We start from the raw sequence: 16019 nt of genomic DNA, 5'->3' as shown, positions 1-16019 counted from the left end.
AAGGCAGTGGGATCGCTAGCCGATGAGATCCCGTACGGTGGGTCCCCGCCCGTGCAGTACCGCGAACTCGGCCCAGCTCCAGAGCGCCGCCGGACCAGTGAAAACCATTGCCGCACTGACCTGCTCGCTCCACCGGAACGCACGAAACGGGGACATGCCGATCACTCCTCGGGTGAGAAGACGAATTCCCGGACCGCGTGGTCGAAGCGCTGGGGTTCTTCCAGATGCCCCAGGTGCCCGCTGTGTTCCAGGACGGTCGGTCGCGAATTGGGGATCAGTTCGTGCAGTTCCAGTCCCCAGCGCGGTCCGCAGATGACATCGTGGCGGCCCACGATGACCAGGGCGGGGACGGTCAGGTTCGGCAGATCGGCGCGGTCGTCGACGAGATCGGGAGTCAGGTGCGCGTCCAGTCCCGAGATGTAGGTGGCCCGCAGCCCTTTCCGGAAAGCGGCCCACCGTTCTTCGTCGCCCCAGTAGTCGGCGAAACAGGACGGCAGGATGCCGCGCGCGATCTGTTCGTCGCTCGAAATGGCCTGCATCGCTTCGGCGGACATCACTTCGCCCGCAGCGGGCCGGCGAACGACTTGCGCAGCGAGGACGGTCCGACCAGCGGCAGCAGTGCCGCCAGCAGCTTGCCCTTGAAGGCCTGCGGAGTCCGGGTCAGTTCGACATCGACCCGGGTGCCGCCCGCTTCCGGCGTGGCTCGGAAGACCCAGCCGCCGCCCGCGCCGAAGAGCTTGGAATCCAGGGTGGTGACGGTGACGGTGTCGCCGTCCGGATCCCACTGGTAGCGGGCGCGTTCCCAGGCGGCGGCCGTGCCTTCGGTGACCTCGGCCCAGGTCTCGCCGCGGTCGTGGACGACGAAATGCTCGGCGTCGATGCTGGGCCACGCCTCGGTGCGGGCGGGGCCGAAGTCGGTGAGCACCCGCACGACCTCGGCGGGAGTCAGTGTGGACAGGAGATGAAAACGTACCGTAGCCATGGAAATACCTTCGCCGCCGCGGGCGGGCGGCCGAATCTGTCAGTTGACGTTGAGGTGACGTAATCCTGTTTGGGTAAGGTCGCGACCGGTCCCGTACGTCGTCACGGGTCCAGGAGGAGAGCACCACCCATGCCGATGGTCGGACGAGACACCGAGCTGAAAGTCCTGGCCGCACTCGTGGATGGCCCCGGCGACCGGAGCGGCATCCTGATCGAGGGGGAACCCGGAATCGGCAAGTCGTCGCTCGTCGAGGAGACGGTCGCCGTTGCGGCCGCCGCGGGGCTGCGGGTGCTGCGGACCGCGGGGGTGGAAGCCGAACACGGCCTCGACTACGCCGGGCTGCAGCGGCTGCTGTACCCGCTGCGCCGCGCGTTCGATGCCCTGCCGGCGCGCCAGTTCGAATCGCTGACAACCGCCCTGGGCATGTCGGATGCCGTCGGCGAGCCGAGCCCGCATCTGGTGGGGCTTGCCGCTCTGACGCTGCTGGCCGATCTGGCGGCCGAACGACCGCTGCTGGTCGTCGCCGAGGACGTGCACTGGCTCGATCCCGCCAGCGCCGAGGTCCTCGCCTTCGTCGCGCGCCGCATCGACTCCGAACCCGTCGCCATGGTCGCCACCGTCCGCGACGGCACGAACTCGCCGCTGCGCGAGGCCGAGCTGACCGCCATGCGGCTCGGCCCGCTGTCCGATGAGGACGCGAACGCCGTGCTCGACAGCACCGCACCGGAGCTGTCCGCCCAGGTCCGACGGCGGGTGCTCGCCGAGGCGCACGGCAACCCGCTCGCCCTGACCGAATTGCCCACGGCCGTGGGGGTTCTCGCCGAACCGGCGCCGACCCTCCCGTTGACCGAACGCCTCGAACGAGCGTTCTCGGCGCGCAGTGCGGCGCTGCCCGAGCGCACCCGGTCGGCATTGCTGGTCGCCGCGCTCGACGACGGCGATTCGGTCGCCGAAACACTCGCCGCCGCAGGGATTCTCCTGGGATCCGAGGTCGGGGCCGACATTCTCGCCCCCGCGGTGGCGGCCCGACTGATCGATATCGGTTCCGGCACAGTGATTTTCCGCCACCCGCTGGTCCGTTCCGCCCTGGTGACGGCGGCGACGGCCGAGGAGCGCCGCCGTGCGCATCTGGCGCTCGCCGACCTGCTCACCGGGTCTCCGGATCGCCAGGTGTGGCATCGGGCGGCGGGCACCGCCGGAGCCGATGAGGAGGTGGCGGCGGCGCTCGAGGACGTCGCCGAACGGTCCCGGCACCGCGGCGGTGCGGTCGCGGCGCTGGAGCGGGCCGCCGCGCTCAGCGCCACCCCCGGCCGGCGCGCGGATCGCCTGCTGCGTGCGGCCGAACTGGCCGTCGACTCCGGTCACCGCGACACAGCCGACCGACTGGTCGACACCGCGCGCACCCTCCCCCTCACCCCCGCGCAGGAGGCCACCGCGAAGTGGCTGCTCAGCGGATTCGAGGACGGCATGCGCGAAAGTCCGTCGCGCATTGGCGAACTGGCCGCGCTCGCGGCCTCCGTCGCCGCCGACGGGTATCCGGATCCCGCGCTGCGGATCATGTGGGGTGCGGCCATGCGGTGCTTCTGGTCCGAGCCCGGGCCCGAGACCCGGCGCGCGGTCCTCGCGGTCGCCGACACCTTCGGCATTCCCGACGGTGACCCGCGCAAGCTGGCGATCGACTCGATCGTGGCCCCGTTCGAGCGCGGCGAACAGGTGCTGCGCCACCTGCGGGCGCTGGCCGCGACCACGGGCCGCGATCCGGAGGTCGATCACTTTCTCAGCAGCGCGGCATACCAGGTCGGCGCCTTCGACCTCGCGGCGCAGTTCGCCGGCGCCGCCGCACCCGGATTCCGTGCCGCCGGACGGCTGGGGCTGCTGACCCGGGCCCTCGCGATCCAGGCCTGGAGCCTGGCCCGGCTCGGCGACCTCGCCGCCGCCGCGCCCATCGCGGCCGAGGCCGCGGCCTTCGCCCGCGAGACCGCGGCGCCGTTCATGCATGCGGTCGTCATCGCGGTACAGGCCGAGATCGCTGCCCTGCGTGGGGATTACTTGCAGGCCGCCGAGCTCACGGCGGACGCCGAACGGACCGGACTGGCCGCCGGTGCGCGGCCCGTGCTGGCCACCGTGCAGCTCACCCGGGGGCTGATCGCGCTCGGTGAGGGCCGATTCGACGACGCCTTCACCGATCTGGCCCGCATCCACGATCCGCGCGACCCGTCGTATTCGCCGGCGCTGCGCGCGTGTTTCCTCACCGAACTCGCCGAGGCCGCGGTCCGCGCCGGGCAGACCGACGCGGCGGCGGAACTGTTGCGCGGCCTGGAACCGGTGGCGGAGTCCACGTCGTCGCCCGCCCTGCACATCGGAATGCGGTATGCCCGAGCGGTGCTCGCCGGTGACTCGGCCGGCAAGCTGTTCACCGCCGCGCTGGAGGCGGATCTCACCGGGTGGCCCGCCGAACGCGGCCGCCTGCATCTCGCCTATGGCGAGTGGCTGCGGCGGCAGCGCCGGGTGGTGGAGTCCCGCACCCATTTGCGCACGGCCCGAGAGACTTTCGACGCCCTGGGCTTCACGGCGTGGAGCGAGCGGGCCCGCCTGGAACTGCGCAGCGCGGGCGAATCGAGCCCGAACCGCGACCCGGATGCCCGCGAGCGGCTCACCCCGCACGAGCTGAGCATCGCGCAGCTGGCGGCGCAGGGGCTGACCAATCGGGAGATCGGGCAGCGGCTCTACCTGTCGCATCGGACCGTCAGCACCCACCTGCACCGCATCTTCCCCAAGCTCGGTATCAGTTCGCGCGGTGACCTCGCGGCGCTGCTGCCGACCGAGGACGAGCCGGCACGGTAGCCCAACCGACACCGAGTACGTCATCCGACGCTCGCGACACCGGTCGCCCGGTTCCTAGCGTCTGAGGACATGAACATCAGCAGACGATTTTTCGGTGGTGCGCTCGCAGCGGGCGCGGCGAGCCTGGCCGCGGCCTCGCTCAGCGCTTGCGGCACGGATTCCGCGACCGCGCCAGCCACCACGACTCCGGTCGGCGCGGACCTGCGGAAGGGCTCGGGCGCGAATACGACACTGGGACCGATCAAGCAGATCGACGCCGGTGTCCTCAGCGTCGGCTACGCGGAATTCGGGCCCAGCATCGGACAACCCGTGATCCTGCTGCACGGCTGGCCCTACGACGCCTACAGCTACGCCGATGTCGGACCGCTGCTGGCGGCGGCCGGGTACCGGGTCCTCGTCCCGTTTCTGCGCGGCTACGGCCCGACCACCTTCCTGTCCACGCAGACCGTTCGCAACGGCCAGCAGTCGGCGATCGCGCGCGACATCGTCGACTTCATGGACGCGCTGCACATCGACAAGGCCGTGCTCGGCGGATTCGACTGGGGCGCACGCACGGTCGACATCATCGCCGCGCTGTGGCCGCAGCGCGTCAAGGCGATGGTGGCGGTGAGCGGGTACATCGTCACGCAGCAGGCGGCACAGCAGCAGCCACTGCCGCCCGAGGCCGAACTCGGCTGGTGGTACCAGTACTACTTCGCCACCGAACGCGGTCGCCTCGGCTACACCCGCAATCGGCACGACTTCAACAAGCTGATCTGGAAGCGCGCGTCCCCGGCATGGAATTTCGACGACGCGACCTACGACCGCACCGCGGCCGCCTTCGACAATCCCGACCATGTCGACATCGTCATCACCAACTATCGGTGGCGCTTGAGCCTGGCGCCGGGCGAGCCGCAATACGAAGCCTACGAACAGCAACTCGCCACCGGACCGGCTATCACCGTGCCCGCGATCACCATCGGCAGCGACTTCGACGGAGCGGCCAAGGACGGAAAGCCCTACGCCGCCAAGTACACCGGTAAACATGAGCACCGCGTCCTCGACGGCATCGGGCACAACGTCCCACAGGAGGCGCCGGGCCCGTTCGCGCAGGCGATCATCGACGCCGACCATCTCTGAACAACCTGTGAACCGCCGGGCCCGGCAGCTGCCGCTGGGCCCGGCGGTTCGCTGTCCGGACTCGCCGGACTCGATCGCACGCACCGCCTTACAAGGGCATCAGATTGTGATCGTCTGATACTCGGTGTACTGGCCCAAACCGACCGCGCCATACTCGCGGCCGATGCCGCTGGTCTTGAATCCGCCGAAGGGGCCGTCGAATCCGATCGGCGCACCATTGATGGTGACCGTGCCGGTCCGGATGCGGCGGGCAACGGCCAGCGCCGCGGCCTCGTCCGCCGACCAGACGCCACCGGAGAGCCCGTAGTCGGAGTCGTTGGCGATGCGCACCGCGTCGTCGATGTCGTCGTAGGCGAGCACGACCAGGACCGGGCCGAAGATTTCCTCACGCGCGATGCGCATGTCCGGTGTGACGTCGGCGAAAACAGTTGGGGTGACATAGAAGCCGTCCCGCAGTCCGGGCGGGACCTGCGGACCGCCGCAGACCAGGCGCGCGCCTTCGGCGATACCGGCCTCGATGTAGTCGCGGACCCGCTGCTGCTGATCGCCGCGCACCATGGGCCCGATGAAGGTGTCCGGGTCGCGCGGATCACCGACCGGCAAGGACTCGACCAGCGCCGCGAGCGCCGCGACCACCTCCGCGTAGCGGGAGCGCGGGGCGAGGATCCGTGTCTGGGCGATACAGGACTCTCCATTGTTCAAGAACGAGCCGAATTTCAGGCCGTTCATCACCGCCGTCAGATCCGCATCGGGCAGGATCACCGCCGGCGATTTGCCGCCCAGTTCGAGACTCACCCGTTTGAGCTGGGTGCCCGCGATGGACGCGATCCGGCGCCCGGCCCCGGTCGAGCCGGTGAACGCGATCTTGTCCACGCGGGGGTGGGAGATCAGGTACTCGCTCGTTTCCCGATCCGCGGGCAGCACGCTGATCACGCCTTCCGGCAGGCCGATTCGATCCACCAGCTCGGCCAGCAGACCCATGCTCAGCGAATTCTCCGGAGACACCTTCAGCACCACCGAGTTTCCGGCGAGCAGGGCGGGCAGGATCTTCGACGTCGCCGCGGAGAAGGGCGAATTCCACGGAATCACCGCCGCCACCACGCCGACCGGTTCGCGCCGGACCACGCTGCGGACACCGGTATCCGGGTCCGACGGGGTGAGCGTGTACTCCCAGTCGCAATTCTCGGCGGCGGTGAGGTAGGCATTCGCCTGCCGGGTCAGACCGGCCTGACCGGCCTTGGTGAACCATGCGGCGGAACCGTTTTCGTCGGTGATGAGCGCGGCGATCCGGTCGGCCTGCTCCTCGCGCAGCTTGTTGAACCGTCGCAACGCCGCGATTCGCTCCGCGGGCGGGGTGTCACGCCAGACGCGGCCGTCGAAGGCCGCGTGCGCCGCCGTCACCGCGCGGTCCACATCGGCGGGTTGCGCCTGCGCCGCCCAGCCGATGACCGATCGATCGTGCGGCGAGAGGATCTCCAGCAGTGCCGGTTCGCTGGGTTCGGTCCACGAACCGCCGACGTAGAGCCGATCGTAGGTGATCATCTGGTTTCTCCCGCGGTCGGCGAATTCTGTTGGTCGCGATAGGTTTCCAGCAGCCGGAGCCAGACTTCGCTGATGGTGGGGAAGGACGGCACCGCATGCCAGAGGCGGTCGAGGGGGACCTCGCCGGCGATGGCGATGGTGGCCGAGTGCAGCAGTTCGGCGACGCCCGGCCCGGCGAAGGTCGCGCCGACAATGACCCGGCGGTCCGGGTCGATCAGGACCCTGGCCCGGCCCCGATAGCCGGGATCGTGCTGGATCGCACCGGCGACCCGGCCGATGTCGTAGTCGACGACGTCCACGTCGCGCCCGGCGCGCGCGGCGTCGTCGGTGGTGAGACCCACCGCCGCGATCTCCGGGTCGGTGAACACGACCTGCGGCACCGCTTCGAGGTCGGCGGTCCCCGCGTGGCGGCCCCAGCGTCCGGTGTCCAGCGCCAGCCCGCGAGCCCGGGCGGCGATGACCGTCCCGGCGATGCGGGCCTGGTACTTGCCCTGATGGGTCAGCAGCGCACGGTGATTCACGTCCCCGACCGCGTACAACCACTCCCCGTCGACCGCGGTCACGGTGAAGGTGTCGTCGGTGGTGAGCCACTGGCCGGGTGTCAGGCCGATCGTGTCGAGGCCGAGGTCGTCGGTCCGGGGTGCGCGGCCGGTCGCGAGCAGGAGTTCATCGGCGACCAGCCGGGTGCCGTCGGCGAGGGTGAGGCGGATGCTGTCGTCGGGTCCGCCCGCGCGCTCGGCGGCGGTGATGGTGGTACCGAAGCGCAGGTCCACTCCGGCATCCCGGAGCTGCTCGGCGACCAGGTCCGCGGCGAAGGCTTCGACACGGCCCAGCAGCCGGGATTCGCGGGCGATGAGCGTGACCCGCGCGCCCAATGCCTGCCAGGCGGCGGCCATTTCGGTGGCGACGACTCCGGCTCCCAGAATCGCGAGCCGGTCCGGTACCTCCCGGGCGCTGGTGGCTTCGCGACTCGTCCACGGCCGCACGGCATCCAGGCCCGGCAGTGGCGGCAGGGCGGCCGACGTGCCGGTGCACACGGCCACCGCATACCGGGCGGCGAGCCGCACGGTCTCGCCCTCGGGCGTCTCGACCGTCACCCGCCGGGGTCCCGCGAGCCGGCCGTGGCCGCGGATGAGTTCGACATCGACCGAGGCGAGCCAGTCGAGCTGGTCCCGGTCGTCCCAGTCGGCCACCATCCGGTCGCGATGCTTCAGCACCGCGGCCGCGTCGAGGGGTCCGGTGACCGCCTCCCCGACACCGGGGAAGCGGGCGGCCTCGCGGTAGAGCAGCGCGGGACGCAGCAGCGCCTTGCTGGGTTCGCATGCCCAGTACGAGCATTCGCCGCCCACCAGCTCGGATTCGACGATCACGGTGCTCAACCCGGCGGCGCGGGTGCGGTCGGCGACATTCTCACCGACCGGCCCGGCCCCGACGACCACGACGTCGTAGGTACGAACTTCCTTGTCGGACATGGGGTTCCCTTCGATGACCGAGTCAGCGGCCGGGAGCGCGCTGCGTGATTTCCTGCAGGAACCAGTCGTTGCCGTCCGGATCGGTGAACGCGGCGAACGATCCGTAGCTGCGTCGCTGCGGATCCGCTCCGGGGACCCGGCTTTCGGTTCCGGCGTGGTGGAACACACCGGTGGCATCGCGGAACGGTCCGTCCACCGCGATTCCGCGTTCGGTCAACTCCGCGACGGCCTTCTCGATATCGGTGACGATCAGATGCAGGCCCCGCAGGGATCCGGGCTCGGCCGCGGTGACGCCGGTGCCGAAGATGATCGAGCACTCCGAGCCGGGCGGGGTGACCTGCACGACGCGATAACCGTTGTCCACGGGGAAATCGGCGTCGAGACGGAAGCCGAGGCGCTCGGTGTAGAAGGCCTTGGCGCGGTCGACGTCGGCGACGGGCAGGACGACGACTTCCAGTTTCAAATCCATGATTCGTTTTCTCCTCGAACGTCTTTCGTGACTGTCAGTGGGCGGAATTCTTGGCGGCCTGCTCGATCACCTCGGCCACCCGATCGGGGTGCGAGACGGCCACCGAGTGCGAGGCCGCGACCTCGGTGACCTGCGCGTGCGCCCGCTCGGCCATGAACCGTTGTGCCGCAACGGGGATGTTGAGGTCCTGGGTGGTGATCACGTCCCAGCTGGGTTTGTCGGTCCAGGCGGCGACGGTGGCCTTCTCCTCCAGCGCGGCCTGCAGGATCGGGCGCTGGGCGGCGGCGGCCAGGGCAGCGCGGTCGGCGGGGACGTCGGCGGCGAACTGGTCGTGGAACTTGGCCTGCTGGATGTACAGGTCGGTGCCGGTGCTGCCGTCGGGATTGGTGAACGGGACCGGGTCGAGCGTGCCGGGAAGGGTCGACCCGGGGAACTTGTTGGTCAGCTCCAGCGCGGTCTCGCCCGGTGCGGGCAGGAACGCCGCCACGTACACCAGGGCCTTGACCTGATCGCTGCCGGCCGCGGCGGCGCTGACGACCGATCCGCCGTAGGAGTGCCCGACCAGCACGACGGGTCCGTTGATGTGGCTGATCAGCCCCCGCAGGGTGGTGGCATCGGCGGCGGGCCCGCGCAGCGGATCGGCTGCCGCGACAACCGGATAGTGGTCCTTGCGGAGTTGGTCGACGACATCGTTCCAGCTCGATCCGTCCGCGAACGCGCCGTGCACCAGCACGACGGTCGGCTTCGGCGCGTCCTCGGTCGGCCCGGCATGGGTGGTGGTGCTGGCGGTGCAGGCGACGGCGAGGCTACCGGCCGCTACCGCCGCCGTGACCGCCGCGATCGCCCGGCCCGCGCGCCGCATCCGGGGGTGTCGAATGTCGACCATGTCATTGTCCTTTCGAGGTGAAGCACGTTGTGCGGCTTCCACTCTGGTTTCCGCTCCCCCACCGCCACATCTGTCGGCTGACGCCGACCATGACGTAGTCGTCACCCGGCGGTCGATGCAGCAGCCAGGCCGGCGAGACCTGTACGGGTGTGGCGCCGACCTCGGCCACAGGGCCGTCGTCGACGGCGTACCGGGATGTGGCTGTCATCAGTGGGACCCCTTCCTCTTCACGAGCCGTGAATCGCGGGCGCGAGCGTCCGCGTCGAGGAAGATAGGTTTCGCGGGAATGCCGCGGCGAGCGTCGGATGACGTAATTACTGTCGGTCAGGCCGAGTTCGGGTGACGTAGTCCGACATGGTCCGGCCCGGATGATCAGCCGACGGCGGTTCGGGTTCCGAGGGCGGTGAGCAGGGAAAGGCGTTCGGCGTCTGCGCTGCCGGGCTCGGCGGTGTCGATCATGATTCGCAGGTCGCAGCCCGCCACCGTGAGGACGGCGCAGTCCAGGGTCAGGGCGCCCGCTGTCGGGTGGTCGATGGTCTTGACCGTGATGTCGTAGCCGGCGACGGCACCGGACTCCCAGAGTGCGGCGAAGCGGGGGCTGTGGGTGCGCAGGTCGGCGATCAGGTGGCGTAGACGCTGGTCGGCGGGGTAGCGGGCCTCGGCGGCGCGCAGGTCGGATACCAGTGCGGTTTCGAGGGATTCGAGGGTGTCCGGTGCATAGCGGCCGACGGAGCCGGGGCCGATGAAATGCCGCCACACCCGGTTGCGTTCGTTGCCCTGCCAGGTCGTGGAATCGCCCAGCAGTGCCGCGCATGCCGGATTCGCTTGCAGCAGTGTCCAGGACGCGTCGAAGACGGCGACCGGGATGCCGACCAGGCGATCCAGCATGCGCTGGACGGCGGGCGGGATGGCGGTCGGGACGGTTCCGGGCTCGGGCAGTACCAGCCCGGCCAGCCGATACAGGTGCGCACGCTGGTCGGCCGACAAGCGCAAGGCCCGCGCCAGCGCCTCGACCACCTGGGGCGAGGGGTTGGATGCCCGGCCCTGTTCGAGCCGGGTGACGTAGTCGGCGGAAATACCGGCCAGCAGCGCCAGTTCCTCACGGCGCAGGCCGGGCGCACGGCGCGCGCCATTCGCCGACAGCCCTACGGCGTCGGGCGATACCTGATCGCGCCAGCGCCGCACCGCTACTCCGAATTCCGCTGTGGCCATGGGATTCATTCTGCCCGTTCGCCGATCCGCTCACCGTCGGTGTTCCGCGCGATATCGACCGGCCCAGCCTGGTATCGACAGTCCCAGGAAGATCAGGCGACTGGCTGATGCCGCCGGGCGGCGCGAATCTGAGGACATGACAACAACGCTCATTACCGGCGCCAACAAGGGGCTGGGTTTCGAAACCGCCCGTCAGCTCGTCGCGGCGGGGCACACGGTGTATGTCGGCAGTCGCGACACCGAACGCGGGCGGCTCGCCGCGGCGGAAATCGGGGCACGCTCCGTCCAGCTGGATGTCACCGACGACGCGTCCGTCGCCGCGGCCGCGAAGATCATCGAGGCGGACGGCGGACTGGATGTCCTGGTCAACAACGCGGGCATCGATATCGAGGGCAATGGCGCGGTCGACCTGGCTGAGGTCACAGCCGACATGATGCGAACCGTATTCGACACCAATGTTTTCGGCGTCGTTCGCGTCGTGCACGCGTTCCTGCCGCTGCTACGGCAAGCCCCCGCACCGGTCATCGTCAATGTCAGCAGCTCCCTGGCCTCGATGACAGGCGGCACCACCCCGGGCACCCATACCTACGCCTATCCCGGATTGTCCTATCCCGCATCGAAAACCGCGCTGAACAGAATCACCGTGCAATACGCGAAAGCGTTCCCGGATATTCGGATCAACGCGGTGGAGCCCGGATACACCGCCACCGACCTCAACGCCCACGCGGGCAGGCAAACCGTCGAAGAGGGCGCCGAGATCATCGTACGAATGGCCCAGGTCCCCCAAAACGGGCCCACCGGAGGCTATTTCGATGCCTCCGGAACGTTGCCCTGGTAGCGACCGAGGATCCGTCTCACCGTCAGCACTGTGGTCACAAGCCACACAGATCCGCTGAATTCCACTGGCGCGCACCGATTCTCCGATCGAAAAGGCACTGGCATGCGAAGGGCGCGGCAGCCGCGTCACCGTTTTGCCTTCCTGCGTATCTGGACCGCTGCATACGAGCCCGGCCAGCAGAGGGTGTCGCCGGTGACTACAGGTCATGCGACCAGCGTTTGTGACTGGTGAGCGCACCGAGGGTCGGAAACTTCGCGCCGCACACGTCGCAGGGGTACTGCCGCTTGGCGGAGGTGAGGAGGTAATAGCGGATGATGGAGGGCGGCGGGCGGCGGCGAACTCGGTGGCGGTCAGGGCAGGATGAGCGAGGCGGCGTGTTCGCCGATCATCATGGTGGCTGCGTTGGTGTTGCCGCCGACGATGCTGGGCATGATCGAGGCGTCGGCGACGCGTAGTCCGGCCACTCCGCGCACCCGGAGTGTCGGGTCTACCACCGCGCGGTCGTCTATACCCATGCGGCAGGTGCCGACGGGGTGATAGACGGTGGTTGCGCGGTTGGGGACTTCGGCGGCCAGCTCCGTGCGGGTGGGGTATTGCAGGCCGGGAGAGATCTCGGTGTCCACCGCGCTATCGATCGACTTCGCGGCCATGACCTCTCGGGTCAGCTCCATGCCGTACACGAGCGTGTCCACGTCGCGCTGCTCGGCGAGATAGTGGGGGTCGATGGCGGGCGCTGCGGTGGGGTCGGCCGACGTCAGGCGCAGCGTGCCCCGGCTCTGTGGGTAGATCATCGTCACCAGGACGGTCAGTGAACGGCGGGGATCGGGGGTGTGGCGGATCGGGGCATCCTGATTGGGGCCGGGATAGCTCCATGGCAGCACGTGCAGTTGCAGATCGGGCGCCCCGGCCGCATGGGGGGTACGCAGGAACGCGACGACTTCGAAAACGCTGCGCGCCAGCCAGGTGCTGTTGTTGCGCAACGACTCCCGCAGAAACGCCCGGGCGAAATAGCCCGCGGACGAACGGCGCACGGCGGTCGGCATGGCGAAGGTCATCGGCACGAACAGGTGGTCGTGCAGGTTGTCGCCCACCGGGAGGTCGGCGACGACGTCGATGCCGAAGGCACGGAGATGGTCGGCCGGTCCGATACCCGAGAGCATGAGCAGCTGCGGGGAGCCGAATGTGCCTGCGCTGACGATGATCTCACGCTCGGCCCGCAGTACTTCGATGCCCTGCTCGGTCCGGAATTCCACACCGGTGGCCCGGCCGTTCTCGATCACAATGCGCGTCACATGCGTATTCGGTAGCACGGTAAGGTTCTTCGGGCGATCGTCGAGATAACCGACCGAGGTGCTGTAGCGCAACCCGTCGCTGTTGCTCTGCTGGAAGATCGAGACGCCTTCCTGCTCGGCGCCGTTGTAGTCGGGGTTGCGCGGCAGGTCGGCGGTTTCGGCCAGCGCCTCCATGAACGACTCCGACGCGGGCGTCAGATCGCGCGCCCGGATCACCTTGATCGGACCTGCGCCACCGCGGAACTCGCTGGCGCCGTCCTCGAACGACTCGAATTTCTTGAAGCTCGGCAGCACGTCCTCATACGACCAGCCGTCGTTGCCCTCGCCGGCCCAATCGTCGAAGTTCCGCCGGTTGCCGCGCACGAACACCATGCCGTTGACCGAGCTCGAACCGCCGACCACCTTGCCGTGCGTCTGCGGGATGGTTCGGCCCAGAGCATGCTTCTGCTCGACGGTGTAGTGGCCCCAGTCGATCCGCTTCTTCAGCTGCGGCACGCTGTGCATCGGGCCGATCATGCCGGGCTTGCGCACCAGCCGGCTGTTGTCACGACCGCCCGCCTCGAACAGCGTGACAGCGGCGCCGGTATCGGCCAGCCTGCGGGCAATAATGGCCCCGGCGCTCCCGGAACCGATGATGATGTAGTCCGTCGCCGCCATGACCAGCCCTTCTGTCCGCACAGGTCTCGCCGCGAGTCACCGACGAAACTGGAACATGTTGCGAAAGTACTCGAAAGCGGCCGCCCAGGAACCCGTTTCAGAGCACGGATAGGCGGAGTTGGCTCGGTTGGCGTCCGGCCATCACCGCGAGTGCACGGCGCTGAGCACGAATTCGTTCACGCACCTGACGAACGCTTGGCAGGCGGCCGAGACGGGAGCTCGGGGCGTCACACGGCCGGCGGCATGACCGGCGTCCTCGCACCCGAACCGACCGCCGCCGAGGTCGGCCGGACCCTGCGCGCCCGGCACACCTGGGCCACCACCGGCGCCCGCGCTGCAGCGGTGATGGCATAGCACGTTTGCTGAAAACCAGACCAGCCATCTTGCAACCTTCACGAGATCTTGAAATCCAAGATCGTTACCAGCAACGCGACAGCCATTCCACCCCTTTTCCACGCCGAATCCGAACCGGGCATCCATGCAGATCAGCACTCCGCCGAGCACGTCGGATCACCCGAGAAATGGTTACCTATCAGCACATACACAAAAGGATGCGCACATTATGATGTGAAAATGGCAGCGGAGGGGAAGCGCACGAAGAGAGGCACGAGAAAGGAACGAGGATCATGACCACACCCGAGCATGCGGCGCACGCCGAGCACGACCACCATCACGGTGAAGGTTGCGGACATGTAGCTGTTCCACACAACGGCCACACCGACTACGTCCACGACGGTCACCTGCACCGCGCACACGGCGATCACTACGACGAGTGCGAACCGACCGCCCACACCGCGCACGAAAGCCACGATCACGTCCACGGCGAGGGCTGCGGCCACACCGCCGTACCCCATGGCGACCACGTCGACTACATCCACGATGGGCACCGGCACGCACCCCACAACGGGCACTACGACGAACACTGATGATCGCGCGGCGGATGCGGTTCGAATGTCCGGATATCGACAGCCGCGATTGCACTCCCCTCGTGCACCGGATCTCCGCACATCTGCGCGAGGGGCGGGCCGACCGCGCCAAGCGCCTCATCCCTCCGGAGAAGCTCTATCCACTCGGCGAAGATCTGGCGAGAAGCATTGGGGCCCTGTGACTTACATTCGAGCACGGGTGGGCGAACCCGGCGGCACCGCGACCGGGCTGACGCAGCGACGATGTGAGACCAGCATCCGCGTGCGCGCCTTCCACGAAGGCGCGCACCTGTCTGCCTCGAATGTTCCGGTGGCGCGGCCCCTTTACCGGCCAGCACCGAGTTGGGTCTGCGATTGCTTCCTTCAGCGGCACCCGGCAGATTGGAGTTCACCGATGATCACAACGACGGCCACGAAGAGCGGTGTGCTGCGCGGGGCGGTCGAAGAGGGTGTCGTCGTGTTCCGGGGTGTGCCGTACGCGGAAGCCGATCGGTTCTGTGCGCCCGGCCCGGTTCAGCCGTGGCGCGGGGAACGGGACGCCACCCGGGACGCGCCGATCTGTCCGCAATTGCCGTCGCGGCTGGAGGCGGTGATGGGCGTGCAGGAGGATCACGAACAGTCCGAGGACTGCCTGAACCTGACGATCACCACTCCGGCGGTGGACGACTCGCTGCGACCGGTTCTGGTGTGGTTCCACGGCGGCGGGTTCGTCACCGGGGCAGGCAATTTGAGCTGGTACGGCGGGCATCGGCTCGCTCGCGAGGGCGATGTCGTGGTCGTTGGGGTCACCTATCGCATCGGAACGCTCGGGTACCTGCGCACGGCCGGAGTATCGGACGGGAATTTCGCTCCCGCCGACCAGCTCGCCGCACTGCAATGGGTTCACGAGAACATCGCGGCCTTCGGAGGCGATCCGGGTGCGGTGACGATCGCGGGTCAGTCCGCCGGGGCCCACAGTGTGCGTTGCCTGCTCGGAATGCCCCAGACCCGTGGGCTTTTCCACCGAGCCATCATCCAGAGCGACCCGACCGGCGCGGTCGGGATCGGCAACGCCCGCATGGCGAGCCGCGGCGGCCGGCGCTTCGTGAACCATCTCGGTAGCGACCCGCGTCAGGCATCGATCGCCTCGATTCTCGGCGCGCAGGGCACGCTCATTGCCGAGTCCGGGGGCAGGCTGAAACTGATCCCTGCCTCGGGCCACATGACCGTTCCCGGCGTCGGCGTCATGCCCACCCGGGCGCAGTGGAACGCCGAGATCGACTCCCGCGCACAGGATCTGGATGTGATCATCGGTACCACCGCGCAGGAGATGACCGCCTTCCATCGGCAGGTCCCATGGATGCGGCGACTGCGTACGATTCCCGGCATCGGCCCGGCACTGGCCAACGCGATCGAACAGACGATCAGCGCCCTGATGTTCGGAATCCCGAGCCGCCGCTTGGCGCGCCGGCTGAGCAAAGCCGGTGCCCACGTATGGATGTACCGATTCGACTACCGCGCACCGGATTCCGGCTTCGGTGCCACCCATTGCGTCGAACTGCCGTTCATCCTCGGCAGCGACGCCGCCTGGGCGGACGCACCGATGCTCGCCGGAGCCGATCAGCGCGAGCTCGACCCCATCGGACGGCAGACGCGTGCCGCCTGGCTGAGCTTCGTGCGCACCGGAGCCCCCAGCGCCGACCCCGAATGGTCGCCGTTCACCGCGCCCAAGCCCTTCGTCCGGCACCTGGGCGTAGCCGGCTGAGCTTCAGCTCTCACGACAGACGACGGCAATTGTCGA

General features: G+C 68.8%; 17 protein-coding genes. 6 read left to right on the top strand and 11 right to left on the bottom strand.

Annotation, left to right across the window (positions count from 1 at the left end; all coding sequences use genetic code 11):
- Positions 1-15 precede the first annotated feature (15 nt).
- The 3 genes from ABZV44_RS22640 to ABZV44_RS22630 are packed head-to-tail and all read right to left on the bottom strand — an operon-like array spanning position 16 to position 982.
- Positions 16-156, bottom strand: coding sequence for a hypothetical protein (locus ABZV44_RS22640; RefSeq protein WP_354839462.1), 141 nt, complete (start codon positions 154-156; stop codon positions 16-18).
- A 5-nt stretch (positions 157-161) separates the two neighbouring features.
- Entirely contained in the window at positions 162-554 is a 393-nt protein-coding gene (locus ABZV44_RS22635; RefSeq protein ID WP_354839459.1) for an alpha/beta hydrolase, read from the bottom strand.
- On the bottom strand, positions 554-982 hold the full coding sequence (locus tag ABZV44_RS22630) for a hypothetical protein (protein ID WP_354839456.1): 429 nt from the start codon (positions 980-982) through the stop codon (positions 554-556). Before ABZV44_RS22630 ends, ABZV44_RS22635 begins: the two co-directional genes overlap by 1 nt.
- A gap of 129 nt (positions 983-1111) precedes the next feature.
- Between ABZV44_RS22630 and ABZV44_RS22625 the strand changes: the two genes are divergently transcribed.
- Both ABZV44_RS22625 and ABZV44_RS22620 read left to right on the top strand, forming a co-directional pair.
- Complete coding sequence (locus ABZV44_RS22625; protein WP_354839453.1) at positions 1112-3826, top strand: AAA family ATPase; 2715 nt, start codon at positions 1112-1114, stop codon at positions 3824-3826.
- Positions 3827-3895: 69 nt separating this feature from the next.
- Positions 3896-4945, top strand: a complete 1050-nt coding sequence (locus ABZV44_RS22620) for an alpha/beta hydrolase (protein WP_354839450.1) — start codon at positions 3896-3898, stop codon at positions 4943-4945.
- 99 nt (positions 4946-5044) lie between these two features.
- Here ABZV44_RS22620 and ABZV44_RS22615 read toward each other — a convergent pair whose 3' ends face one another.
- The 6 genes from ABZV44_RS22615 to ABZV44_RS22590 form a co-directional block, all read right to left on the bottom strand.
- Positions 5045-6487: an aldehyde dehydrogenase gene (locus tag ABZV44_RS22615; protein ID WP_354839448.1), complete on the bottom strand. Its 1443-nt coding sequence runs from the start codon at positions 6485-6487 to the stop codon at positions 5045-5047.
- A complete protein-coding gene (locus ABZV44_RS22610; protein WP_354839446.1) occupies positions 6484-7959 on the bottom strand; it encodes an NAD(P)/FAD-dependent oxidoreductase in 1476 nt (491 codons plus the stop codon). Before ABZV44_RS22610 ends, ABZV44_RS22615 begins: the two co-directional genes overlap by 4 nt.
- Positions 7960-7981: 22 nt before the next feature.
- On the bottom strand, positions 7982-8428 hold the full coding sequence (locus ABZV44_RS22605; RefSeq protein WP_354839444.1) for a VOC family protein: 447 nt from the start codon (positions 8426-8428) through the stop codon (positions 7982-7984).
- A gap of 34 nt (positions 8429-8462) precedes the next feature.
- Positions 8463-9314: an alpha/beta hydrolase gene (locus ABZV44_RS22600; protein WP_354839441.1), complete on the bottom strand. Its 852-nt coding sequence runs from the start codon at positions 9312-9314 to the stop codon at positions 8463-8465.
- A gap of 1 nt (position 9315) precedes the next feature.
- Positions 9316-9522, bottom strand: a complete 207-nt coding sequence (locus tag ABZV44_RS22595; protein WP_354839438.1) for a hypothetical protein — start codon at positions 9520-9522, stop codon at positions 9316-9318.
- A 164-nt stretch (positions 9523-9686) separates the two neighbouring features.
- On the bottom strand, positions 9687-10526 hold the full coding sequence (locus ABZV44_RS22590; protein WP_354839435.1) for a helix-turn-helix transcriptional regulator: 840 nt from the start codon (positions 10524-10526) through the stop codon (positions 9687-9689).
- 136 nt (positions 10527-10662) lie between these two features.
- Between ABZV44_RS22590 and ABZV44_RS22585 the strand changes: the two genes are divergently transcribed.
- Positions 10663-11364, top strand: coding sequence for an SDR family NAD(P)-dependent oxidoreductase (locus tag ABZV44_RS22585; RefSeq protein ID WP_354839432.1), 702 nt, complete (start codon positions 10663-10665; stop codon positions 11362-11364).
- A 196-nt stretch (positions 11365-11560) separates the two neighbouring features.
- Here ABZV44_RS22585 and ABZV44_RS22580 read toward each other — a convergent pair whose 3' ends face one another.
- A complete protein-coding gene (locus ABZV44_RS22580; protein ID WP_354839733.1) occupies positions 11561-11677 on the bottom strand; it encodes a C2H2-type zinc finger protein in 117 nt (38 codons plus the stop codon).
- A gap of 37 nt (positions 11678-11714) precedes the next feature.
- On the bottom strand, positions 11715-13313 hold the full coding sequence (locus tag ABZV44_RS22575) for a GMC family oxidoreductase N-terminal domain-containing protein (RefSeq protein ID WP_354839429.1): 1599 nt from the start codon (positions 13311-13313) through the stop codon (positions 11715-11717).
- A gap of 626 nt (positions 13314-13939) precedes the next feature.
- On the opposite strand from ABZV44_RS22575, the gene ABZV44_RS22570 reads away from it, so the two are divergent.
- The 3 genes from ABZV44_RS22570 (at position 13940) to ABZV44_RS22560 (ending at position 15983) form a co-directional block, all read left to right on the top strand.
- Positions 13940-14239 carry a hypothetical protein gene (locus ABZV44_RS22570; RefSeq protein ID WP_354839427.1) on the top strand — a complete coding sequence of 100 codons (300 nt, stop codon included), beginning with the start codon at positions 13940-13942 and terminating at the stop codon, positions 14237-14239.
- A complete protein-coding gene (locus ABZV44_RS22565) occupies positions 14239-14421 on the top strand; it encodes a hypothetical protein (RefSeq protein WP_354839424.1) in 183 nt (60 codons plus the stop codon). The genes ABZV44_RS22570 and ABZV44_RS22565 overlap by 1 nt, the downstream gene beginning before the upstream one ends.
- 212 nt (positions 14422-14633) lie before the next feature.
- Entirely contained in the window at positions 14634-15983 is a 1350-nt protein-coding gene (locus ABZV44_RS22560) for a carboxylesterase family protein (protein ID WP_354839421.1), read from the top strand.
- Positions 15984-16019: the final 36 nt, after the last annotated feature.

The sequence above is a fragment of the Nocardia sp. NPDC004860 genome (assembly GCF_040609015.1).
Classification (GTDB): Bacteria; Actinomycetota; Actinomycetes; order Mycobacteriales; family Mycobacteriaceae; genus Nocardia.
Note: the sequence above shows the minus strand (reverse complement) of the source record. Positions and strands in the feature narration are given on the sequence as shown.